Here is a 19,254-nt window from a genome sequence, read left to right on the forward strand (position 1 = left end):
CGTGCAGCCGAAACCAAAGGCTGTGCCGCCGCCTAGTCCGAGCATGTCCGAGATCATACAACTTCGCGCAGAGGTACCGTCCGATTTGGGCGGACAACGCCTCGACCAAGTCGCCGCCCAATTATTCGCTGAGCACTCGCGCTCGCGCCTTTCCGCCTGGATAAAAGAGGGCCGCCTGACCGTGGACGGGGGCGTGCTGCGCCCGCGCGATACCGTGCATGGCGGTGCCCTGCTCGAGCTCAATGCCGAACAGGAAGCCCAAGGTGAATGGGTGGCCCAGGACATCGATCTGGACATCGTCTACGAAGACGACCAGATCCTTGTCATCAACAAGCCGGCCGGCCTGGTGGTCCATCCGGCCGCCGGCCACGCCGACGGCACGCTGCTCAACGCACTGCTGCACCACGTGCCGGACATCATCAACGTGCCGCGTGCCGGCATCGTCCACCGCCTGGACAAGGACACCACCGGTCTGATGGTGGTGGCCAAGACCATTCAGGCGCAGACGCAGCTGGTGACCCAACTGCAGAGCCGCTCGGTCAGCCGCATCTATGAATGCATCGTGATCGGAGTGGTTACCGCAGGCGGCAAGATCAACGCGCCGATCGGTCGGCACGGCCAGCAGCGCCAGCGCATGGCGGTGATGGAGGGCGGCAAGCAAGCCGTCAGCCATTATCGCGTGCTCGAGCGTTTCCGCTCCCACACCCATGTGCGGGTCAAGCTGGAAACCGGTCGGACCCACCAGATCCGTGTGCATATGTCGCACATCAACTTTCCGTTGGTGGGCGATCCGGCCTACGGCGGCCGCTTCCGCATTCCGCCTGCGGCCAGCGCCACCATGGTCGACGCGCTGAAAACCTTCCCGCGCCAGGCCCTGCATGCGCGCTTCCTCGAGCTGGATCATCCGACGACCGGTGAGCGCATGGGCTGGGAATCGCCCTTGCCCGACGACTTCGTCTGGCTGCTGTCGCTGCTCAAGCAGGATCGTGAGGCCTTCATCGGGTGACCACGTTCGCGCAGGGCCTGCTGTTTCCCGACTGGCCGGCTCCGGCGTCGGTGAGGGCCTGCGTGACCACCCGTGAAGGCGGCGTCAGCCCGGCGCCGTATGCCAGTTTGAACCTGGGCGCGCATGTGGGCGACGATCCACAGTGCGTGGTGCAGAACCGCCTGCGTCTGACTGCCCACTTCGGCATCCTGCCGGCCTGGCTGAACCAGGTGCATGGGATCCGTGTGGTCGAGGCCGACCCGAGCCGCGTGCTCGAGGCGGATGCGAGCTGGACCACCACCCCCGGCATTGCCTGCACCGCCATGACTGCCGATTGCCTGCCTGCGTTGTTCTGCAATCGGGCAGGTACCCGCGTGGCAGCGGCCCACGCCGGGTGGCGCGGGTTGGCGGCCGGGGTGCTGGAAGCCACTGTCGATGGTTTCCAGGAACCGCCCGGGCAACTGATGGCCTGGCTGGGGCCAGCCATCGGTCCGCGTCGGTTCGAGGTCGGCGCCGAGGTGCGTGAGGCGTTCATGGTCACCCACCCGCAAGCGGGTGAGGCATTCGTGCCAGGTGCTGCGCCTGGCAAGTTCCTGGCTGATATCTATGCCTTGGCGCGGATTCGCCTCGCTGCGGTGGGGGTGACGGCGGTGTATGGCGGGGGGATGTGTACCGTGGAAGATGAGCTGTTCTTTTCCTATCGTCGCGCGTCGGTCACCGGGCGATTCGCTTCACTGGTGTGGCTGGAACCCTAGCTTCGCAGCCGATGGCCCCTTCGCGGGCAGAGCCCGGCTCCCACACTGGCCTCGCTGAGAGGCCATCAATCTGCATTTGTGGGAGCCGGGGCTCTGCCCGCGAAGAGGCCGGCACTGACACAACCTATCTAGATCTGCAACCCCCAACCTTGAATCTTCACCAACACCCCCCATCTAACTGTCATCCCCGGCAGGTTTTCTTCATCAGGTGTATCCATCGCTCCGGCCTGCCCTTTTTCAGGAAGGTGACTCATGCGTATAGACCGTTTGACCAGCAAGCTTCAACTCGCGTTATCCGACGCACAATCCCTGGCCGTTGGCATGGACCATCCGGCCATCGAACCGGCGCATCTGATGCAGGCGCAGCTCGACCAGCAGGGCGGTTCGATCCGTCCGTTGCTCATGCAGGTGGGCTTCGACGTCAACAGCCTGCGCAAGGCGCTGAGCAAAGAGCTCGACCAGCTGCCGAAAATCCAGAACCCGACCGGCGACGTCAACATGTCCCAGGACCTGGCGCGCCTGCTCAACCAGGCCGACCGGCTGGCGCAGCAGAAGGGCGATCAGTTCATCTCCAGCGAACTGGTACTGCTGGCGGCCATGGACGACAACAGCAAGCTGGGCAAGCTGCTGTTGGGCCAGGGCGTCAGCAAGAAGGCGCTGGAAAATGCCATCAGCAACCTGCGCGGTGGCGAGGCGGTCAACGACCCCAACGCCGAGGAGTCGCGCAAGGCCCTGGAAAAATACACCGTCGACCTGACCAAGCGCGCCGAGGAAGGCAAGCTCGACCCGGTGATCGGCCGTGACGACGAGATCCGTCGGACCATCCAGGTGCTGCAGCGCCGCACCAAGAACAACCCGGTACTGATCGGTGAGCCCGGTGTGGGCAAGACTGCCATTGCCGAAGGCCTGGCCCAGCGCATCATCAATGGCGAAGTCCCCGATGGCTTGCGCGGCAAGCGCCTGCTCAGCCTGGACATGGGCGCGCTGATCGCCGGCGCCAAGTTTCGCGGCGAGTTCGAGGAGCGCCTGAAGTCGCTGCTCAATGAGCTGTCCAAGCAGGAAGGGCAGATCATTCTGTTCATCGACGAACTGCACACCATGGTCGGCGCCGGCAAAGGCGAAGGCTCGATGGATGCGGGCAATATGCTCAAGCCGGCACTGGCCCGTGGCGAGCTGCACTGCGTAGGTGCCACCACGCTCAACGAATACCGCCAGTACATCGAGAAGGATGCCGCCCTGGAGCGGCGCTTCCAGAAGGTGCTGGTCGAGGAGCCGAGCGAGGAAGACACCATCGCCATCCTGCGTGGCCTCAAGGAGCGCTACGAGGTTCACCACAAGGTGGCCATCACTGACGGCGCGATCATCGCGGCAGCCAAGCTCAGCCATCGCTATATCACTGACCGCCAGTTGCCCGACAAGGCCATCGACCTGATCGACGAGGCGGCCAGCCGCATCCGCATGGAGATCGACTCCAAGCCCGAAGTGCTCGACCGCCTGGAGCGCCGTCTGATCCAGCTCAAGGTCGAGTCCCAGGCCTTGAAGAAAGAAGATGACGAGGCCGCGATCAAGCGTCTGGAAAAACTGACCGAGGAAATCAACCGACTGGAGCGCGAATACGCCGACCTGGAAGAGATCTGGACCTCGGAAAAAGCCGAAGTGCAGGGGTCGGCGCAGATTCAGCAGAAGATCGAACAATCGCGTCAAGAACTGGAAGCCGCGCGTCGGCGCGGGGATTTGAGCCGTATGGCCGAGTTGCAGTACGGGGTCATCCCCGATCTGGAACGCAGCCTGCAGATGGTCGACCAGCACGGCAAAAGCGAGAACCAGTTGCTGCGCAGCAAGGTGACCGAGGAAGAAATCGCCGAGGTGGTTTCCAAGTGGACGGGGATTCCCGTGTCGAAGATGCTCGAAGGCGAGCGCGACAAGCTGCTGAAGATGGAAAGCCTGCTGCACCAGCGCGTGATCGGCCAGGAAGAGGCCGTGGTGGCGGTGTCCAACGCAGTGCGGCGCTCGCGTGCCGGATTGTCCGATCCCAACCGGCCCAGCGGCTCGTTCATGTTCCTCGGCCCCACCGGTGTGGGCAAGACCGAATTGTGCAAGGCGCTGGCCGAGTTTCTGTTCGATACCGAAGAAGCGATGGTGCGCATCGACATGTCCGAGTTCATGGAGAAGCATTCGGTCGCTCGCCTGATCGGTGCGCCACCCGGCTACGTTGGCTATGAAGAGGGCGGCTACCTGACCGAAGCGGTGCGTCGCAAACCGTACTCGGTGTTGCTGCTCGATGAAGTCGAAAAGGCTCACCCGGACGTGTTCAACGTGCTGTTGCAAGTGCTGGAAGATGGCCGTCTGACCGACAGCCACGGACGTACCGTGGACTTCCGCAACACCGTGATCGTCATGACTTCGAACCTGGGGTCGGCGCGCATCCAGGAGCTGGTCGGCGACCGCGAGGCGCAGCGCGCGGCGGTCATGGATGCGGTCACCAGCCATTTCCGGCCCGAGTTCGTCAATCGGATCGACGAGGTGGTGATCTTCGAGCCGCTGGCGCGCGACCAGATCGCCGGGATCACGCAGATCCAGCTGGCCCGCTTGCGCAGCCGTCTGGCCGAGCGCGATCTGAGCTTGGAGCTGAGCGACGAGGCGCTGGATAAGCTGATCGCGGTGGGCTACGACCCGGTGTATGGCGCGCGTCCGTTGAAGCGTGCGATTCAGCGCTGGATCGAGAACCCGCTGGCACAGCTGATTCTCTCGGGCAAATTCCTGCCAGGGACATCGGTGCAGGCGTCGGTGGTGGATGATGAGATTGTGTTTGCTTGAGTGATGAGTGGCAGTGAGGGCCTTTTCGCGGGCAGAGCCCGCTCCCACAGGTACTCAGGCTTTAGTGGGAGCGGGGCGGGCGGCAAGCCCTCTGCCCGCGAAGAGGCCCCCACCGACCCACCCCATTGATTTACCGTTGCATTTTCGTTTCAAGGCTTGTAAAGTGCGCCCCGCTGTACGTCATCCCGCAGAGCCACTGGCTTCACCGGTTCTGAAAAAAAGTTGCAAATCAGTGTCTTGAAAGCAATTTAAAGGGTTGACAGAGGTTTTGAAAATTGTAGAATAGCGCGCCTCAGAGACATGAACGCAGCGATGCGAACGGGTCGAAGAGTTCAAGGCGGTAGTGATACAGGCTTGAAGCTGCAGCGGTTGTAGATGTACTGAAATTGATAGTTCCGTGATAGCTCAGTCGGTAGAGCAAATGACTGTTAATCATTGGGTCCCAGGTTCGAGTCCTGGTCACGGAGCCAAATTTCATATCGGGGTATAGCGCAGTCCGGTAGCGCGCCTGCTTTGGGAGCAGGATGTCAGGAGTTCGAATCCCCTTACCCCGACCATATTTGGGTCGTTAGCTCAGTTGGTAGAGCAGTTGGCTTTTAACCAATTGGTCGTAGGTTCGAATCCCACACGACCCACCATTTTTGATTCCGGTTCGCTGGATCGAATCTTAAAAAGCCCCACCGATTAACACCGGTGGGCAGCAGAAAAGGCGCCTTCCGGGTGCCTTTTTTGTACCGGGGTATAGCGCAGTCCGGTAGCGCGCCTGCTTTGGGAGCAGGATGTCAGGAGTTCGAATCCCCTTACCCCGACCATATTCATGAAAAAAGGCGCCTGTCATGGGCGCCTTTTTTTTGCCTTCCATTCCGCCCCTGTAGCAGCGGCGCAAGCCGCGTCCGCCAGCACCCGTTGTATCAGACACACCACGTAGCCGGTAACGCGGCGTACCCCTGTAGCAGCGGCGCAAGCCGCGTCCGGCCACACCGCGAAGTGTCAAACACACCGCATCGCCAATGACGCGGCTCGCGCCGCTGCTACGGGGATTGCAGGCAACGATGGGTCAATGCAGCTTCAGTCGCGGCTCGGTGCCGCGGCCGATGCGGCTGCCCAGCATCAGCATGCCGGTGCGGAACAGGCCATACAGCGCCGCCTGATGCATCCGGTACAGCGACACGTAGAACATCCGCGCCAACCAGCCTTCCAGCATGACGCTGCCGGTCAGGTTGCCCATCAGGTTGCCCACCGCCGAAAAGTGCGAGAGGGAAATCAGCGAGCCGTAATCCTTGTAGGTGTACTCCGGCAACGCCTTGCCTTCGATGCGCAGCTTCAGCGACTTGGCCAGCAACGAGGCCTGCTGATGAGCTGCCTGCGCGCGCGGTGGCACGTTGCGGTCGGTGCCCGGCTGCGGGCACGCCGCACAGTCACCGAAGGCAAAGATGTCATCGTCACGGGTAGACTGCAGGGTAGGGCGTACCACCAACTGATTGATGCGGTTGGTTTCCAGGCCATCAATCTCCTTGAGGAAGCCAGGCGCACGAATACCGGCTGCCCACACCTTCAAACTGGCCGGAATCACCTGGCCGCTGCTGGTCAGCAGGCTTTCGGCAGTCACCTCGCTCACCGCGGCATTGGTCAAGACCGTCACACCGAGCTTCTCCAAGGTCTGGTGCACCGGCTGGCCGATGCGCTCGGGCAGCGCCGGCAGCACCCGTGGGCCGGCTTCGATCAAGGTGATGCGCATGTTCTCCGGCGCGATGCGGCCCAAGCCGTAAGCCGCCAGTTCTTTTGCCGCGTTGTGCAACTCGGCTGCCAGCTCGACACCGGTAGCACCGGCGCCAACGATGGCGACGCTGATCTGCGCGCGACTCTCGTCGTGCCCGGCATGGGCGCGCAGGTAGTGATTGAGCAGTTGCTGGTGGAAACGCTCGGCCTGCTTGCGAGTGTCGAGGAACAGGCAGTGCTCCGCCGCCCCCTGGGTGCCGAAGTCGTTGGTGGTGCTGCCTACCGCAATCACCAGGGTGTCATAGCCGATGCTGCGCGCCGGGACCAGCTCCAGGCCGGTTTCCGGATCGAGGGTGGCGCTCAATTGGATCTGCTTGGCCGCGCGATCCAGACCGCTCATGCGGCCAAGCTGAAACTCGAAATGATTCCACTTGGCCTGAGCCACATAGTTGAGCTCGTCTTCAGACGAATTCAGGGAGCCGGCGGCCACTTCATGCAGCAGTGGCTTCCAGATATGGGTCAGGTTGGCGTCCACCAGCGTGACGCTGGCCGTACCGCGCTTGCCCAGGGTCTTGCCCAGGCTGGTGGCCAGTTCCAGGCCGCCGGCGCCGCCGCCGACAATAACGATGCGATGTGTCATGGAAAGCTCTCATAAGGTTAACGAATTCGGGTGTCTGCGAGGGGTGGGCGAGCGCAAGGCAGCTCAGAGCTCCACACCTTCGAACAGATGGATCGACAAGCCCTGCTACGGCTGTCCCCCGGGCAAGGAGCAGGTGCTCGACTTGCAACCGAGGCGCGCACGAGTGACCGCCGATCAATGGGCGAGTGTCACGTGACAGGGCAGGCGACCCTGAACAGGTAGACGTTTCAGACGCTGGCAAGGCTACAGGGTTCCTGACAGGCGGTGCGGGCGAGAGCGCTTTGTATCATCCGCACGGCCCCTGCGCCATGACGGGTAAAAGGGTGGGTTCACAAACTGATGCCCACATCGAAAACGATGCTGCGGCCCAGGTTGTTGCGCAGGAAATCCGGCGCATCCGGATGAGCGAACAAGACCCGGGCAAAGGTGGGTCCGACCAGCGACAGCGAGCGCCAGCCTTGGCGAAGAAACTCGGTAGGCGGCGGAAAATGGCTGTTCAAGTCCAAGGTTTCGCGCTTGAGGCTGGCGAAGGCAATGATGTCCAGCTCACCGAGGTCCAGCCCGCGTTCGCGGTAGTTGTGGGCTTTCTTGCGCAAGGTCGGCGCCAGCCGCTGCAGCAGCTCGGGTGCGCGGATGCGTTTGGGGCGTGCCTCGCGCCGGACCAGTTGGCTGAGGGAGAAAGCGCTGCGGCGGCGCTGCAACTCCTCGCGCCATTCATCGTTGAGCCGGCGCCCCTCGTCGAGCACGAAGAACACTTCGAAACTGGCTTCACGGAACAGCACGTCCGGCGGCTCCTGGCCGGCGGGGGTGAATTCATCGTCACGGTAGGCGATGTTCAGGCCCTGCAACAGGCGCTCGCACACCCAACGCTCGCGCTCCCACTTGCGCGCATTGGAAAGGAAGGCATTGGCCTGTTCGGCCTGGCTGGTGAGCAAACGCAGGTAGTCGGAGTCATCCATGGCCCTAGCTTAGCCCGCCTGTGCGACGAAAAGAATAACGGCCGACGCTTCAAAATCTCTCGGCGATGGGTAAGGATGGGATTTTCCCAGGAGCTGCACCATGCCCAGCATCAAGATCACCTCCGGCGGCTACGAATTCTTGGCCGAAACCCATCCCGATGCACCGCAGACGGTGGATGCGTTTCTCAAGCTGCTGCCGTATCGGCAGAAGATCATCCATGTGCGCTGGAGTGGCGAGGCGTGCTGGGTGCCGCTGGGTGAATTCCAGTTGCTGCGCGGTGACGAGCCGGTCGGGTTCGAGAACCACACCAGCCACCCGTCGGTAGGGGACGTGTTGTTTTATCCAGGGCCGTACAGCGAGACGGAAATTCTGCTGGCCTACGGATCCTGCTGCTTCGCCAGCAAGATGGGGCAGTTGGCCGGCAACCATTTCCTTACCGTGGTGCAGGGCAAGGAAAACCTCCGCGCCCTGGGCGTGAAGACCTTGTGGGAAGGTGCGCAAGAGGTATTGTTCGAATTGGCGTGACCGCCTTGTAGATACCCTGTAGGAGCGGTCCGTGGCCGCGAACCAGACACCGCGTTGTGCCAGACAATCCGCAGAGCCCTCTTCGCGGCCGATGACCGCTCCTACGGGTACCCGATATGCACTGTAGGAGCGGTCCGTGGCCGCGAACCAGGCACAGGTGCAAGCACTATTGCCTGGTGCCCCATTGCCTCAATGCCCGCGCGGTGGCAGGTCCTCGCTGAACAGGTCGTCCTCGGCATCCGGGCTCACCGGAATCTTGTGCTCCTCGGACGCCCAGGCCCCCAGGTCAATCAATTTGCAGCGATCGGAACAGAACGGCCTGTTCGCATTCGCTGCCTTCCATTCCACTGGCGCCCCGCAAGTCGGGCAATCAACGGTCAAGGGTTGGCTCATTCTCGGCCTCCACGCAAAGTCAGATAAAAAGCATGCAGCCGCTCGACTTCCGAGTGCAGCCAGGCCAAGTCGCGGTCGTTGACCAGCACATCGTCCGCCAGCGCCAGCCGCTGCTCGCGGCTCGCCTGGGCTTTCAGAATCGCCTGGACCTGCTCGGGCGTGGTGTGATCGCGCAGCAAGGTACGCGCAACCCGCACCGCCTCCGGCGCATCCACCACCAACAAGCGCTGCGTGGTGCGGTACTGCCCCGACTCGACCATCAGCGGCGACACGAACACCGCATAGGGCGACGTCGCCGAAGCCAGCGACCGGGCGATTTCCTCGGCAATCAACGGATGCAGCAAAGCCTCGACCCAGCGCCGCTCCTGCGCATCCTCGAAGATCACCTTGCGCAACCCCCCACGGTCGAGGCTGCCATCGGCCTGCAACAGCGCCGCACCATAGCGCTCGGCCAGCGCCGCCAGCGCTGGCCGCCCCGGCTCCACCACCCAGCGCGATGCCTGGTCGGCATCCACCACGTGCACGCCCAACTCGGCAAAGCGCTGCGCCGCCGCGCTCTTGCCACTGGCGATGCCACCGGTGAGACCCAGCACCCAAGGTTTATCCACAGCTGTTGTCATCGGAACCCGGCAAACTGCATGTATGAAGTGGTTATTTGATCACCCCACAGCAATGCAATCCACCCCGCGATGGCCAGATAAGGCCCAAACGGGATCGGCGTACTGGTTTGCGCGTTGCGCATCCGCAGCATCAACACCCCCAGCACCGCCCCCACCAGCGACGACAACAGAATGGTCAGCGGCAAAATCTGCCAGCCACCCCAGGCCCCAAGCATGGCCAACAACTTGAAATCGCCGTAGCCCATGCCTTCCTTGCCGGTGATCAGCTTGAACACCCAATACACCAGCCACAGGCTCAGATAACCCGCCACCGCGCCCCACAGCGCATCGTAAAGATTGGTAAACAACCCCTGGCCATTGACGATCAACCCCAACCACAGCAACGGCAGCACCAGCACATCTGGCAGCAACTGGTGATCGGCATCGATCAGACTCATCGCCAGCAAGCCCCAGGTCAGCAGCAAAAACGCACCGGCCTGCCAGCTCAACCCGAAGTGATAAACCACAAAGGCACTCAAGATGCCCGTGGCCACTTCCAACAGCGGATAGCGCAGGCTGATCTTCGCCCGACAACTGGCACACTTGCCCCGCAGCATCAGGTAGCTCACCACCGGGATGTTCTCCCAGGCGCGGATCTTGTGGGCACAGTGTGGGCATTCGGAGTGCGGCAGCAGCAGGTTGTACGTGCCGCCCTTGGGCTCTGGGGGCAGGCCAAGCATTTCTCGGGACTGCGTGATCCAGTCACGGTCGAGCATGATGGGCAGGCGGTGGATAAGGACGTTGAGGAAGCTGCCGATGATGAGGCCCAGGAGGAGGGCGCAGGCGGTCAGGGCCAACGTGGAGAAGGCTGATGGGTCGATTAATGGCATTTCTTAGACTACGTTGCCGAGTTGGAAGATTGGGAGATACATTGCGATAACCAGACCGCCTACCACTACACCGAGAACCGCCATGATCATGGGCTCCATCAGGCTGGTGAGGCTGTCGACCATGTTGTCGACTTCGGCTTCGTAGATGGTTGCAACGCGGTCGAGCATATCGTCGAGGGCGCCGGATTCTTCGCCGATGGCGGTCATCTGGATGGCTAGGGTGGGGAATACGCCTGTCGAGCGCATGGAGAAATTAAGTTGCATCCCAGTCGAAACATCGGCCTTGATGCGATTTACAGCGTTCTTGAAAACGATGTTGCCGGTGGCGCCGGACACAGAATCCAATGCGTCGACCAACGGTACGCCTGCGGCAAATGTCGTGGATAGTGTGCGCGCGTAACGCGCCACCGCTGACTTGTATAGAATAGCGCCCACGATAGGCACTTTTAGCAACCAGCGATCCACCGTATCGCGCAGCTTCTGGCTGCGCTTCATTGCGTGCTTGAAACCAAAGAACAAACCCACGAAGCCTGCGAGCAACAGCAAATACCATTCCTGTACTACGTCAGACAATCCCATGACCATCAGGGTGAACGCTGGCAGCTCCGCACCGAAGCCTTCGAAGATGGACTTGAACTGCGGCACAACTTTGATCAACAGAATCCCGGAAACAATAATGGCAACAACGACCACCGCTATTGGGTAGGTCATCGCCTTCTTGATCTTGGCTTTCAGCTGCTCGGTTTTTTCTTTGTAGGTGGCTACGCGGTCGAGCAAGGTTTCCAAGGCACCGGCTTGCTCACCCGCGTCAACCAAGTTGCAGTAGAGGTCGTCGAAATATTCCGGCTTCTTGCGCAGCGACGAAGCAAAGCTGTTACCGGCCGCCACTTCTTGTTTGATTTCGTCGACCAGCTTGCGCATGTTGGGGTTGTCGACACCTTCGGAAATGATGTCGAACGACTGTAGTAGAGGCACCCCGGCACGCATCATGGTCGACATCTGCCGAGTAAACAGGGCAATGTCCATAGGCTTGATACGCTTGCCCTTGCCGAACAGCGAAGTACCCTTCTTCTTGACCTTGCCCGGGTTGATCCCCTGCTTACGCAACTGCGCCTTGATCAACGCCGGATTGTGGCCGCTCAGCTCCCCAGACATCTTGGTGCCTTTGCGGTCTATCCCTTCCCAGGCATAGACGTTGACCTTTGCTTTGACCGCCATTGCTTAATCCTTGGTGACTCGGTTGACTTCGGCAAGGCTGGTGACCCCTTGCATAACCTTGACCAGACCTGACGCTCGCAAATCGCTGAAACCTTCCTTGCGCATCTGTGCCGCAATTTCGATAGCGTTGTTGGCTTCCATGATCATGCGCTGCAACTCCTTGGTGACTTTCACCACCTCGTAAATGCCCTGCCGGCCGCGATAGCCGCCGTTGCACTGTTCACATCCCACGGGCTCGTAAATCTTGAAAGTACCCACCAGCTCAGGTGCGAAACCTTCCTCTATCTGAGCGTCACGGGGAATGTCCGCCTCTTTGCGGCAATGCGGGCATAGCTTTCTTGCCAGCCGCTGCGCAATGATCAGGCTCACCGACGTTGCAATATTGAAGCCAGCCACGCCCATGTTCTGCAAACGAGTCAGCGTTTCAGCGGCGCTGTTGGTGTGCAGCGTGGAAAGCACGAGGTGACCGGTCTGCGCGGCCTTGATGGCGATCTCGGCGGTTTCCAGATCGCGGATCTCACCCACCATGATCACGTCAGGATCCTGACGCAGGAACGAACGCAGGGCCTGAGCGAAGTCGAGCCCTTGCCTGTTGTTGACGTTGACCTGGTTAATACCCTCCATGTTGATTTCCACAGGGTCCTCAGCCGTGGAGATGTTGATGTCCACCGTATTCAGGATGTTGATACCGGTATAGAGCGATACGGTCTTACCCGAACCTGTGGGGCCGGTAACCAGAATCATCCCCTGTGGTTGCTTCAAGGCCTGGAGGTAGAGCTCTTTCTGATGCGGTTCATAACCCAGTGCATCGATACCCATCTGCGCACTCGACGGATCGAGGATACGCATCACGATCTTCTCGCCCCACAGCGTGGGAAGGGTGTTCACCCGGAAGTCGATGGCCTTGTTCTTCGAGATGCGCATCTTGATCCGGCCGTCCTGCGGCTTGCGCCGCTCGGAGATATCGAGACTGGCCATGACCTTGAGACGCGCTGCAATCCGCCCTGCCAGATTGATCGGCGGACGAGCGATTTCGCGCAACATGCCGTCAGTCCGGAACCGGACGCGATAGGCTTTTTCATAGGGTTCGAAGTGCAGGTCGGATGAGCCGCCACGGATGGCATCAAGCAGCATTTTGTTGACGAAGCGCACGACGGGGGCGTCGTCGGCGTCTTGTCCTGCAATGGAGTCGTTCCTGTTGTCATCGACGGTTTCAACGTCAAGTCCGTCCAGGTCCACATCGCTCAGCTCTTCAAGACCGGTGGTGCCGCTCTCGAAAAATTTCTCGATGGCCTCCGTCAGCTTGTCATCTTCAACTAGGATCGCCTCGGTCGTTAGGCCCGTGTTGAACTGGATATCAGTAATAGCTTGATGGTTAGTCGGATCCGAGATGCCTACGAATAATTTGTTGCCGCGTCGCCAGAGAGGGAGGGCATGGTGTTGTCGAACCAGCTTCTCGCTGACCAGACCGCGAGGCTGACCTTCTCGATCAACCGCTGCCAAGTCGAGAAACGAGATGCCAAATTGATCGGCAGCAATTTCGGCAATATCGCGGCTTTTTGCGAGCTTGTTCTGCACCAGGTAGTGAACAAGCGGAACACGGGTGCGTTGCGCTTGCTGATAGGCCTGCTGCGCAGCCTTGTCGGTCAGGAGTTCAGCGACGACCAATTGCTTGGCCAAGCCGGTGAGGGCGATATCATTCATGTGGGCACCGAGTACGGACAGTCCGTGTTTTATAGCGTAGTCGAGCGGTGGTGCCAAATGGGCACTGCAACTCTCATTCCGCCTTACAAGAAACTACATAAACAGGGTTGCCGTTTGCTTGGCACGGCATATGCTCCCTTTACCATTTTGTACGTGAAGCTTCGCGACATGCCGCTGTCGGGCGGTTGGAACGCTTTCGGAATATTCAGAGGGCACACAGTGAAAACAATACAAAAGGGCTTCACCCTTATCGAACTGATGATCGTGGTAGCGATTATTGGCATTCTGGCAGCCATCGCTTTGCCCGCTTATCAGAGCTACATCAAGAAGGCCGCCTACACCGAAATCGTTGCAGCGCTAGGGTCCATCAAGACCGCCGTAGGGGTGTGTTATCAGACCTCTGCTGCTCTCACCAACTGCGATTCGGCAGGGAAAATAGGCATGACGATGCCAAGCAAAACGACCGGAGCTCTCAATTCCGCTTCCGTGACAACCACCACGGCTGCCATCGTTGCAGTCCCCAATGCATACAAAGGCCTTACGGCAGAAGATACCTGTACGCTCCAACCGACACCTAGCTCAGGATCACTAACATGGGCATACAGCGGTCCTTGTGCTGACAAGGGGTACGTCAAAAACTGACAGCAAGCGCGGTGACAAAAAATGTCATTTTCTGCTCTAGAAGCATGTATCTGCGCAGTGCGGCCTCCTCGTGAACCTCAGGATACGGTGTTTTGGAAGTTGGCACGCCGTGTGCTCTATCTCCATAAGGTACAAGAAGCCGTTGTGGGATTGACGGATCTGCCTCTCGACTCGCGGCATGTCGTATTAATCTGAGGATTGAACATGAACAAGATGCAAAAGGGCTTTACCCTTATCGAACTTATGATCGTGGTTGCGATTATCGGTATTTTGGCTGCTATTGCGCTGCCGGCGTATCAGAACTACATCAAGCGGGCTGCGTACTCTGAGGTTGTCAACGGTATGGCGCCTGTTCAGACCGCTATGAGCGTTTGTTATCAAGAGACGACATCTCTTACAGCGTGTGACACAGATGCAGAACTGGGTATTACCTTGCCTTCGAAAACTACCGGCGCGTTGAACACTATCGGTATTACTACCACCACAGGCGTTATTACAGCCACGCCCAACGACGGTTACAAAGGTATCTCAAAAGACGATACCTGCACTCTTACACCGAAAGCTGATGCAAGCGGCGCTTTGGGTTGGACTTATGGTGGGGGTTGTGTGACCAAGGGCTACGTCAAAGGATAAGAGCTATTTCGTTAACTACCGGCAGGGCTGCACCAGCAGCCCTGCCACCTTAGCCGGTGTAGCTCAGTCGGTAGAGCAGCGCACTCGTAACGCGAAGGTCGTAGGTTCGATTCCTATCTCCGGCACCATCCAATCTCAGCCCAGATCCTAAGACCAGTTTCGTCAACCCTTGACCCCCGCGCTTGACCACACCTTCCTCCTGCTAAACCACACCCCCCATCCGCTCAAGCGCCCCATCAAGCTTCCCTTGAATAGGCTCCATCAAGCAGTAAAGGTGGTTGCACGAAATTTTCTCGGCTTCCGCGTCGAACAACAGCTGCAGCACCACCTCCAGTGCCCCATTCACCTCGCTCAACGCACTGACGGATTCCTGCAACACGGCAATCCCATCCGCAAGCGCCGAAAGTCTTCCACTCACGTCTTCACCGGAACCATTGGGACCGTCTGCCCCGAGCCAACACTGCAGATCCGTTTGTATATGGGCAAGTCGGTTCGAACGCGCATTCATCGTGTGCCCTCGCTTGGCGATGGCAATGACGACTTCAAATTTGGCATAACTCTATGCCGACAAGGTCTCGGCCAGCTAATGGGGTATGAGCGGGCTACAAGCGCAAAAGTAATTTTCATGAGGCGTTCCTCTATCGAGTAGACGCCGCCACGCTCGCGACCAAACGAGTGGGTGGCAGCTGTACGAAGGTTGGTCGACCGGCGATAAAGGAATCCGGCACACCCGAGGGTGTCCTGCGCACAGCCGCCATGACACGAGGCTGCCTGCGCAAAAAAAGCGCCTGCAATCGTGATGGGGCGCTGTAGCGCCTTTATCTACTCGGGCGACCAAACCCGGTCGCTGATTTTGCAGCGACGAGGCGAATGTACGCGCGATAGGATTATAAAATCAAGGCAAGATGTTTGGCCGACATCGGAGGAAATGCTGTCATCCAGGCAGTTATTCACATGTGATCAGGCCTAGGGGTAGAGCATGTTCAGCCACATCCAAATCGGCGCCCGCGATCTCCCAAAAATGGTCGCTTTCTACGATCACATCTTCCAAGCCTTGGGCCTCATCCGCCTCCCCGAAGAAAATGACGGCGGCCCTGCCGGCGCTGGCTGGCAGCGGCCCGATAAGGCCTGGCCCCAGGTCTACGTCCAACTCCCGTTCAACGGCCTCCCGGCCACCTGGGGCAACGGCATGCAGGTCAGCTTTGCGGCGCAGTCGCAGCAGCAGGTGCGGGACGTATGGCAGGCAGCTTTGGATAACGGCGGTATGGACGAGGGGGCGCCGGGTTTGCGGCCGCAGTATTCAGAGGACTACTACGGCGCTTATTGCCGGGACCCCGAAGGCAACAAGTTATGTTTCGTTCACGCATCGGATATGGCCAGTTCAGCTTAACTACGACGCGAGTTGGCCAGTCGCGCGACCCCGGCCGTCAGCAGCACCGCCAGCACCACGCCTGTCGCCACGGCGGGCAGTATGCCCAGTTGCACTACCATCTCCTGCAAGCTGAGGTAGAAGCCGATTACGCCGATGGCGCCAATCGCGTTGCCTCTGACAATCGCCGCGAGTTCCTGGCGTCCGCCTTGCACATGCGCAAAAACCGCCAGCGGCCAGGCGATGATCGGAATGGGCGCCAGGTAGCCGCTGACCACGGGGCCCAACCACTGCGCCCCTGCGGTGATCAGTAGCAGCAGCAGGGTAGCGGTCAACATCCGCATGGGGATGATCCAGCTGGGCAACGCAACCGGGCGCGCCAGGGGTTTGCCATCGTTCGACGTCACCCGAATCAGCACGACCACCAGGCACAGGGTAATGGCGATGGAGGCAATGGGTGACCCCAGCCGGTTCATCAGTAGCGCTGTGGCAACATAGAACACCACGGCGGCCAGGCATCCGAGCACCACCGAAACATGGCGGGTCACCGCAAGATAGAACAGGTAGGTTGCCTGAATTGCCGCCACGCCGGCCAGTGCGCCGGGCACTGCCATTGCCACGAACCCCGGGCCTTGTTCGAGGCTGAGAAACAGCATCACCACGGCGGAGGTCACTGGAAGCCCGGACAGCAGCCCGCCAACGTGTGTACCCCAGCGTTTGGCAGCGATGGAGATGAACAGCATGAGCAGCGGCGTGATGAGCAGCTTGAGGTAGAAAACAGTCATGTACGTGCGTCGTTGTTTTTAGTCCATACGTTGTACATGATTCGACGTTGGGCTTTTATTCAATCGGCGCCGGGAATGGCGATTGTTTGCCTCGACCTGTATCGTTTTCGTCCTGTGTGCCGACAGCCTATAAGCCCGCCCCTGACTCTGGGCAAGGATGCCAACCGTGAAATACTTCTTCATCATTCTGGCCAGCTACGCTTCGGTCTACCTGTGTGTGTCGCCGTTGCTGGATGCGCGCGTGCAGGACGTCATCGAAGGCCTGGAGATGCGCCGCCGGGCGGCGGATATCGAGGCCTACATCGACCACGTGATCCAGGCGCTGAATCGCAGCAAGCTCGAGTACGCCTTGTTCGGCGGCACGCTGATTGCGGCATTGGTCAGCGCCGGAGTGTGGTTGCTGGGCGATTAGGCGGGGCCATTGAACGAGGGGTGCAGGTCGGCAACGTCCTGCACCCCTTGCTCGGTCACTCGGGCTGCTTGTCCTGTTCGCTGAATTCCACTGCCAGGGCAGCGGCTTCCACGTCACTGGTGCGTATGTGCAGTTGTCCTTCGCTGTCCTGTACCTGAAACACTGGGTCCATGTCGTGTGTACGGTACTGCTCGGGGATGTCATTGCCTTCGAGTTTCTTGACAGAGATGGCCATGGTTTTTCCTCCCAAAGAAGCTGTGACCGGCGCCCTCGGCCAAGGTGCAGTCCGAAGCGTTGCACAGGAACTTACCTTGCCTGCAATGCCTCGAATCTCTACTTACCATCAGAGGCTTCCTACCATGACCACACGCGATGAAATCCAGCCAAAAGCCCCGACCCTCGATGCCAGCGGCAAGCCGGTGAACGTGGTCGAGCGCGACATCGAGCATGAAACGCCGGCCACCGAAGGCGTCGACAAGGTCATCACGCCTACCTCCATCAAGGAGAAAGAGCAGGACGCCGAGACCTTGCAGCGCAAGACCGCCGAGATCGAACGCAAGATCGCTGACGGTCGTTGATGTCGTGAAAAAGGAGAAAAGTGCAGCTAACCGTCCGTTCACATCCGTTTCACGCGGCATTTACATTCTTGGGCGTAATGTTGACCTTGCTCCTTCTTCAAGCCCGCTTTCCTCCCCGTCGGCGGGCTTTTCTTTGTCTGCGATTTGGCGTTTCGCCCAGCCAGGCCTGCTAACCTCACCTATTCAAGCGTCGACCCGAACCGGGCGTCGGCGCGTTGCGGTGGCCATGACCACTGCCTTCCAAGGAGCTTGACCCCACCATGACCATTTCCCTGCGCACACGGTTGTTGACCGTGCTGATGTTCACCACGCTGCTCAGTGGCTGCGGCGTCAATAACATTCCGCAATATGACGAACAGGTGAAATCGGCCTGGGCTCAGGTGGAGAACCAGTACCAGCGTCGTGCCGACCTGATCCCCAATCTGGTGGAAACGGTGAAGGGCTACGCCAAGCAGGAGCAGGACACCTTGACCCGAGTGATCGAGGCGCGCGCCAAGGCCACGTCGATCCAGGTCGATGCCAACACGCTGGACGATCCGGCCAAGCTGCAGCAGTTCGATCAGGCCCAGCAGCAACTCAGCGGTGCCTTGAGCCGTTTGATGGTGACGGTCGAGCGTTATCCCGACCTGAAGTCGAACCAGAACTTCCTGGCGTTGCAATCGCAGCTCGAAGGCACGGAAAACCGCATCGCGGTAGCGCGTCGTGACTTCATTGCCTCGGTCGAGAAGTACAACACCGAGATCCGTACCTTCCCCGGCAAGCTGTGGCAGATGACCATGTACCGTGATCAGAAAGTTCGCGAGAACTTTAAGGCCACGGCACCCAATGCCGAGCAAGCGCCGAGCGTGAAGTTCCAATGAAGCCATGGCGGTGCCTGCCGCTGTTGATGCTGCTGTGGGCCGCCACTGCCGGAGCGCTGGAGTTTCCGGCGCTCAGCGGTCGAGTGGTGGACCAGGCGGGCCTGCTCGACGGGCAGACCCGCAGCCAGCTCAGCCAGATGCTCGAGGCACACGAGCAGGCGACCTCCGAGCAGGTCGTGGTGGTAACCGTGCCGGACCTGCAAGGCACGGACATCGCCGATTACGGCTACCAGCTCGGGCGTGCCTGGGGCATTGGCCAGAAAGGCAAGGACAATGGCGCCTTGCTGATCGTCGCCAAGGCCGAGCGCAAGGTGCGCATCGAGGTCGGTTATGGCCTGGAAGGGCAACTGACCGATGCACAGTCCTCCATCATCATCAATAACGTGATCGTGCCGTCGTTCCGCCAGGGCGATTTCGCTGGCGGCATTCGTGCGGGCGCGGCGGCCATGTTGCAGGTGCTGGGGGGCGACCCTCTGGCCGAGCCGCAGCGCAGCAATGCGCAGGACCAGGGCCAGGACCAGCAGCGTCTGCCATGGCCGGCGTTCCTGATTCTGATCATCATCGTGATCGTGATGATTCGCGGTGGTGGCGGAGGCGGGCGCGGTGGCCGAGGCGGCGGTGGTCGTTCGGTACTCACGGGTGCGGTGCTGGGCGGCCTGCTGGGCGGCGGAGGCCGTGGTGGCGGTGGTTTCGGCGGCGGCGGCGGTGGTTTTGGTGGCGGTGGCGGCGGCTTCGGCGGCGGGGGTGCATCGGGTGGCTGGTAAATCGAG

Annotated in this window: 22 protein-coding genes and 5 tRNA genes; 16 read left to right on the plus strand and 11 right to left on the minus strand. The window is 60.2% G+C overall.

Features of this window, described 5'->3' with window-relative positions:
• Nucleotides 1-43 precede the first annotated feature (43 nt).
• Nucleotides 44-1,006: a 23S rRNA pseudouridine(1911/1915/1917) synthase RluD gene (rluD, locus tag IFT76_RS12075; protein ID WP_122475306.1), complete on the plus strand. Its 963-nt coding sequence runs from the start codon at nucleotides 44-46 to the stop codon at nucleotides 1,004-1,006.
• Nucleotides 1,003-1,740, plus strand: a complete 738-nt coding sequence (gene pgeF / locus IFT76_RS12080; RefSeq protein WP_192058546.1) for a peptidoglycan editing factor PgeF — start codon at nucleotides 1,003-1,005, stop codon at nucleotides 1,738-1,740. Before rluD ends, pgeF begins: the two co-directional genes overlap by 4 nt.
• 128 nt (nucleotides 1,741-1,868) lie before the next feature.
• Here pgeF and IFT76_RS20900 read toward each other — a convergent pair whose 3' ends face one another.
• The gene (locus IFT76_RS20900) at nucleotides 1,869-1,994 is read right to left on the minus strand and encodes a hypothetical protein (protein WP_274603814.1); all 126 of its coding nucleotides are present in this window, start codon (nucleotides 1,992-1,994) and stop codon (nucleotides 1,869-1,871) included.
• On the opposite strand from IFT76_RS20900, the gene clpB reads away from it, so the two are divergent.
• The 5 genes from clpB to IFT76_RS12105 all read left to right on the plus strand — a co-directional run bounded on the left by clpB (nucleotide 1,993) and on the right by IFT76_RS12105 (nucleotide 5,369).
• Nucleotides 1,993-4,557, plus strand: coding sequence for an ATP-dependent chaperone ClpB (gene clpB, locus IFT76_RS12085; RefSeq protein WP_122795378.1), 2,565 nt, complete (start codon nucleotides 1,993-1,995; stop codon nucleotides 4,555-4,557). The two genes, IFT76_RS20900 and clpB, sit on opposite strands and share 2 nt — an antisense overlap.
• A 394-nt stretch (nucleotides 4,558-4,951) precedes the next feature.
• Nucleotides 4,952-5,027, plus strand: a tRNA-Asn gene (locus IFT76_RS12090).
• Nucleotides 5,028-5,037: 10 nt separating this feature from the next.
• Nucleotides 5,038-5,114 (plus strand) — tRNA-Pro (locus IFT76_RS12095).
• A gap of 5 nt (nucleotides 5,115-5,119) precedes the next feature.
• Nucleotides 5,120-5,195, plus strand: a tRNA-Lys gene (locus IFT76_RS12100).
• A gap of 97 nt (nucleotides 5,196-5,292) precedes the next feature.
• Nucleotides 5,293-5,369, plus strand: a tRNA-Pro gene (locus IFT76_RS12105).
• Between the two features lie 245 nt (nucleotides 5,370-5,614).
• Here IFT76_RS12105 and IFT76_RS12110 read toward each other — a convergent pair.
• Nucleotides 5,615-6,916 carry an NAD(P)/FAD-dependent oxidoreductase gene (locus IFT76_RS12110; RefSeq protein WP_122795377.1) on the minus strand — a complete coding sequence of 434 codons (1,302 nt, stop codon included), beginning with the start codon at nucleotides 6,914-6,916 and terminating at the stop codon, nucleotides 5,615-5,617.
• A gap of 329 nt (nucleotides 6,917-7,245) precedes the next feature.
• Nucleotides 7,246-7,875, minus strand: a complete 630-nt coding sequence (locus IFT76_RS12115; RefSeq protein WP_122475299.1) for a DUF1780 domain-containing protein — start codon at nucleotides 7,873-7,875, stop codon at nucleotides 7,246-7,248.
• Between the two features lie 100 nt (nucleotides 7,876-7,975).
• On the opposite strand from IFT76_RS12115, the gene IFT76_RS12120 reads away from it, so the two are divergent.
• On the plus strand, nucleotides 7,976-8,401 hold the full coding sequence (locus IFT76_RS12120) for a DUF3830 family protein (RefSeq protein ID WP_122795376.1): 426 nt from the start codon (nucleotides 7,976-7,978) through the stop codon (nucleotides 8,399-8,401).
• Between the two features lie 189 nt (nucleotides 8,402-8,590).
• On the opposite strand, the gene yacG is transcribed toward IFT76_RS12120, so the two are convergent.
• The 5 genes from yacG to pilB are packed head-to-tail and all read right to left on the minus strand — an operon-like array spanning nucleotide 8,591 to nucleotide 13,205.
• Nucleotides 8,591-8,794, minus strand: a complete 204-nt coding sequence (gene yacG / locus IFT76_RS12125; protein WP_192058547.1) for a DNA gyrase inhibitor YacG — start codon at nucleotides 8,792-8,794, stop codon at nucleotides 8,591-8,593.
• Nucleotides 8,791-9,414, minus strand: coding sequence for a dephospho-CoA kinase (gene coaE, locus IFT76_RS12130; protein ID WP_192058549.1), 624 nt, complete (start codon nucleotides 9,412-9,414; stop codon nucleotides 8,791-8,793). The genes yacG and coaE overlap by 4 nt, the downstream gene beginning before the upstream one ends.
• Nucleotides 9,411-10,283 carry a prepilin peptidase gene (locus IFT76_RS12135; protein WP_192058551.1) on the minus strand — a complete coding sequence of 291 codons (873 nt, stop codon included), beginning with the start codon at nucleotides 10,281-10,283 and terminating at the stop codon, nucleotides 9,411-9,413. Before IFT76_RS12135 ends, coaE begins: the two co-directional genes overlap by 4 nt.
• Before the next feature lie 3 nt (nucleotides 10,284-10,286).
• Nucleotides 10,287-11,501, minus strand: coding sequence for a type II secretion system F family protein (locus IFT76_RS12140; protein ID WP_192058552.1), 1,215 nt, complete (start codon nucleotides 11,499-11,501; stop codon nucleotides 10,287-10,289).
• Nucleotides 11,502-11,504: 3 nt separating this feature from the next.
• Nucleotides 11,505-13,205: a type IV-A pilus assembly ATPase PilB gene (gene pilB / locus IFT76_RS12145; RefSeq protein ID WP_192058554.1), complete on the minus strand. Its 1,701-nt coding sequence runs from the start codon at nucleotides 13,203-13,205 to the stop codon at nucleotides 11,505-11,507.
• A gap of 57 nt (nucleotides 13,206-13,262) precedes the next feature.
• On the opposite strand from pilB, the gene IFT76_RS12150 reads away from it, so the two are divergent.
• The 3 genes from IFT76_RS12150 to IFT76_RS12160 all read left to right on the plus strand — a co-directional run bounded on the left by IFT76_RS12150 (nucleotide 13,263) and on the right by IFT76_RS12160 (nucleotide 14,608).
• Nucleotides 13,263-13,847 carry a pilin gene (locus IFT76_RS12150; protein WP_342365577.1) on the plus strand — a complete coding sequence of 195 codons (585 nt, stop codon included), beginning with the start codon at nucleotides 13,263-13,265 and terminating at the stop codon, nucleotides 13,845-13,847.
• A 204-nt stretch (nucleotides 13,848-14,051) separates the two neighbouring features.
• Nucleotides 14,052-14,480 (plus strand): pilin, encoded by a 429-nt coding sequence (locus IFT76_RS12155; protein ID WP_192058555.1) that lies wholly within the window; start codon nucleotides 14,052-14,054, stop codon nucleotides 14,478-14,480.
• Between the two features lie 52 nt (nucleotides 14,481-14,532).
• A tRNA-Thr gene (locus IFT76_RS12160) sits at nucleotides 14,533-14,608 on the plus strand.
• Nucleotides 14,609-14,682: 74 nt separating this feature from the next.
• On the opposite strand, the gene IFT76_RS12165 is transcribed toward IFT76_RS12160, so the two are convergent.
• Nucleotides 14,683-14,988: a DUF1484 family protein gene (locus IFT76_RS12165; RefSeq protein WP_192058557.1), complete on the minus strand. Its 306-nt coding sequence runs from the start codon at nucleotides 14,986-14,988 to the stop codon at nucleotides 14,683-14,685.
• A gap of 471 nt (nucleotides 14,989-15,459) precedes the next feature.
• On the opposite strand from IFT76_RS12165, the gene IFT76_RS12170 reads away from it, so the two are divergent.
• The gene (locus IFT76_RS12170; protein WP_192058559.1) at nucleotides 15,460-15,870 is read left to right on the plus strand and encodes a VOC family protein; all 411 of its coding nucleotides are present in this window, start codon (nucleotides 15,460-15,462) and stop codon (nucleotides 15,868-15,870) included.
• Here IFT76_RS12170 and IFT76_RS12175 read toward each other — a convergent pair.
• A complete protein-coding gene (locus tag IFT76_RS12175; protein WP_192058561.1) occupies nucleotides 15,867-16,634 on the minus strand; it encodes a hypothetical protein in 768 nt (255 codons plus the stop codon). The genes IFT76_RS12170 and IFT76_RS12175 overlap by 4 nt on opposite strands.
• A gap of 166 nt (nucleotides 16,635-16,800) precedes the next feature.
• On the opposite strand from IFT76_RS12175, the gene IFT76_RS12180 reads away from it, so the two are divergent.
• The gene (locus IFT76_RS12180; RefSeq protein WP_122475280.1) at nucleotides 16,801-17,046 is read left to right on the plus strand and encodes a hypothetical protein; all 246 of its coding nucleotides are present in this window, start codon (nucleotides 16,801-16,803) and stop codon (nucleotides 17,044-17,046) included.
• A 55-nt stretch (nucleotides 17,047-17,101) separates the two neighbouring features.
• Here IFT76_RS12180 and IFT76_RS12185 read toward each other — a convergent pair whose 3' ends face one another.
• Nucleotides 17,102-17,281, minus strand: coding sequence for a hypothetical protein (locus IFT76_RS12185; RefSeq protein WP_122475279.1), 180 nt, complete (start codon nucleotides 17,279-17,281; stop codon nucleotides 17,102-17,104).
• Nucleotides 17,282-17,405: 124 nt separating this feature from the next.
• On the opposite strand from IFT76_RS12185, the gene IFT76_RS12190 reads away from it, so the two are divergent.
• The 3 genes from IFT76_RS12190 to IFT76_RS12200 all read left to right on the plus strand — a co-directional run bounded on the left by IFT76_RS12190 (nucleotide 17,406) and on the right by IFT76_RS12200 (nucleotide 19,248).
• A complete protein-coding gene (locus tag IFT76_RS12190) occupies nucleotides 17,406-17,624 on the plus strand; it encodes a hypothetical protein (RefSeq protein WP_192058563.1) in 219 nt (72 codons plus the stop codon).
• 260 nt (nucleotides 17,625-17,884) lie between these two features.
• Nucleotides 17,885-18,484, plus strand: coding sequence for a LemA family protein (locus tag IFT76_RS12195; protein ID WP_122475276.1), 600 nt, complete (start codon nucleotides 17,885-17,887; stop codon nucleotides 18,482-18,484).
• Nucleotides 18,481-19,248, plus strand: coding sequence for a TPM domain-containing protein (locus tag IFT76_RS12200; protein ID WP_192058565.1), 768 nt, complete (start codon nucleotides 18,481-18,483; stop codon nucleotides 19,246-19,248). Before IFT76_RS12195 ends, IFT76_RS12200 begins: the two co-directional genes overlap by 4 nt.
• The last annotated feature ends 6 nt before the right edge of the window (nucleotides 19,249-19,254 follow it).

Origin of the sequence: Pseudomonas sp. CFBP 13727 (assembly GCF_014841915.1) — a bacterium.
Taxonomy (GTDB): Bacteria; Pseudomonadota; Gammaproteobacteria; order Pseudomonadales; family Pseudomonadaceae; genus Aquipseudomonas; species Aquipseudomonas baltica.

What these genes read in the sequence shown, in the direction of transcription:
- IFT76_RS12190 (WP_192058563.1), top strand. Translation starts at nt 17,406, where the DNA reads ATGACCACACGCGATGAAATCCAGCCAAAAGCCCCGACCCTCGATGCC.
- IFT76_RS12170 (WP_192058559.1), top strand. Translation starts at nt 15,460, where the DNA reads ATGTTCAGCCACATCCAAATCGGCGCCCGCGATCTCCCAAAAATGGTC.
- IFT76_RS12175 (WP_192058561.1), bottom strand. Translation starts at nt 16,634, where the DNA reads ATGACTGTTTTCTACCTCAAGCTGCTCATCACGCCGCTGCTCATGCTG.
- IFT76_RS12200 (WP_192058565.1), top strand. Translation starts at nt 18,481, where the DNA reads ATGAAGCCATGGCGGTGCCTGCCGCTGTTGATGCTGCTGTGGGCCGCC.
- rluD (WP_122475306.1), top strand. Translation starts at nt 44, where the DNA reads ATGTCCGAGATCATACAACTTCGCGCAGAGGTACCGTCCGATTTGGGC.
- IFT76_RS12195 (WP_122475276.1), top strand. Translation starts at nt 17,885, where the DNA reads ATGACCATTTCCCTGCGCACACGGTTGTTGACCGTGCTGATGTTCACC.
- coaE (WP_192058549.1), bottom strand. Translation starts at nt 9,414, where the DNA reads ATGACAACAGCTGTGGATAAACCTTGGGTGCTGGGTCTCACCGGTGGC.
- IFT76_RS12110 (WP_122795377.1), bottom strand. Translation starts at nt 6,916, where the DNA reads ATGACACATCGCATCGTTATTGTCGGCGGCGGCGCCGGCGGCCTGGAA.
- pilB (WP_192058554.1), bottom strand. Translation starts at nt 13,205, where the DNA reads ATGAATGATATCGCCCTCACCGGCTTGGCCAAGCAATTGGTCGTCGCT.
- IFT76_RS12165 (WP_192058557.1), bottom strand. Translation starts at nt 14,988, where the DNA reads ATGAATGCGCGTTCGAACCGACTTGCCCATATACAAACGGATCTGCAG.
- IFT76_RS12135 (WP_192058551.1), bottom strand. Translation starts at nt 10,283, where the DNA reads ATGCCATTAATCGACCCATCAGCCTTCTCCACGTTGGCCCTGACCGCC.
- clpB (WP_122795378.1), top strand. Translation starts at nt 1,993, where the DNA reads ATGCGTATAGACCGTTTGACCAGCAAGCTTCAACTCGCGTTATCCGAC.
- IFT76_RS12150 (WP_342365577.1), top strand. Translation starts at nt 13,263, where the DNA reads ATGGGCACTGCAACTCTCATTCCGCCTTACAAGAAACTACATAAACAG.
- IFT76_RS12185 (WP_122475279.1), bottom strand. Translation starts at nt 17,281, where the DNA reads ATGGCCATCTCTGTCAAGAAACTCGAAGGCAATGACATCCCCGAGCAG.
- IFT76_RS12120 (WP_122795376.1), top strand. Translation starts at nt 7,976, where the DNA reads ATGCCCAGCATCAAGATCACCTCCGGCGGCTACGAATTCTTGGCCGAA.
- IFT76_RS12115 (WP_122475299.1), bottom strand. Translation starts at nt 7,875, where the DNA reads ATGGATGACTCCGACTACCTGCGTTTGCTCACCAGCCAGGCCGAACAG.
- IFT76_RS12155 (WP_192058555.1), top strand. Translation starts at nt 14,052, where the DNA reads ATGAACAAGATGCAAAAGGGCTTTACCCTTATCGAACTTATGATCGTG.
- IFT76_RS12140 (WP_192058552.1), bottom strand. Translation starts at nt 11,501, where the DNA reads ATGGCGGTCAAAGCAAAGGTCAACGTCTATGCCTGGGAAGGGATAGAC.
- yacG (WP_192058547.1), bottom strand. Translation starts at nt 8,794, where the DNA reads ATGAGCCAACCCTTGACCGTTGATTGCCCGACTTGCGGGGCGCCAGTG.
- IFT76_RS20900 (WP_274603814.1), bottom strand. Translation starts at nt 1,994, where the DNA reads ATGAGTCACCTTCCTGAAAAAGGGCAGGCCGGAGCGATGGATACACCT.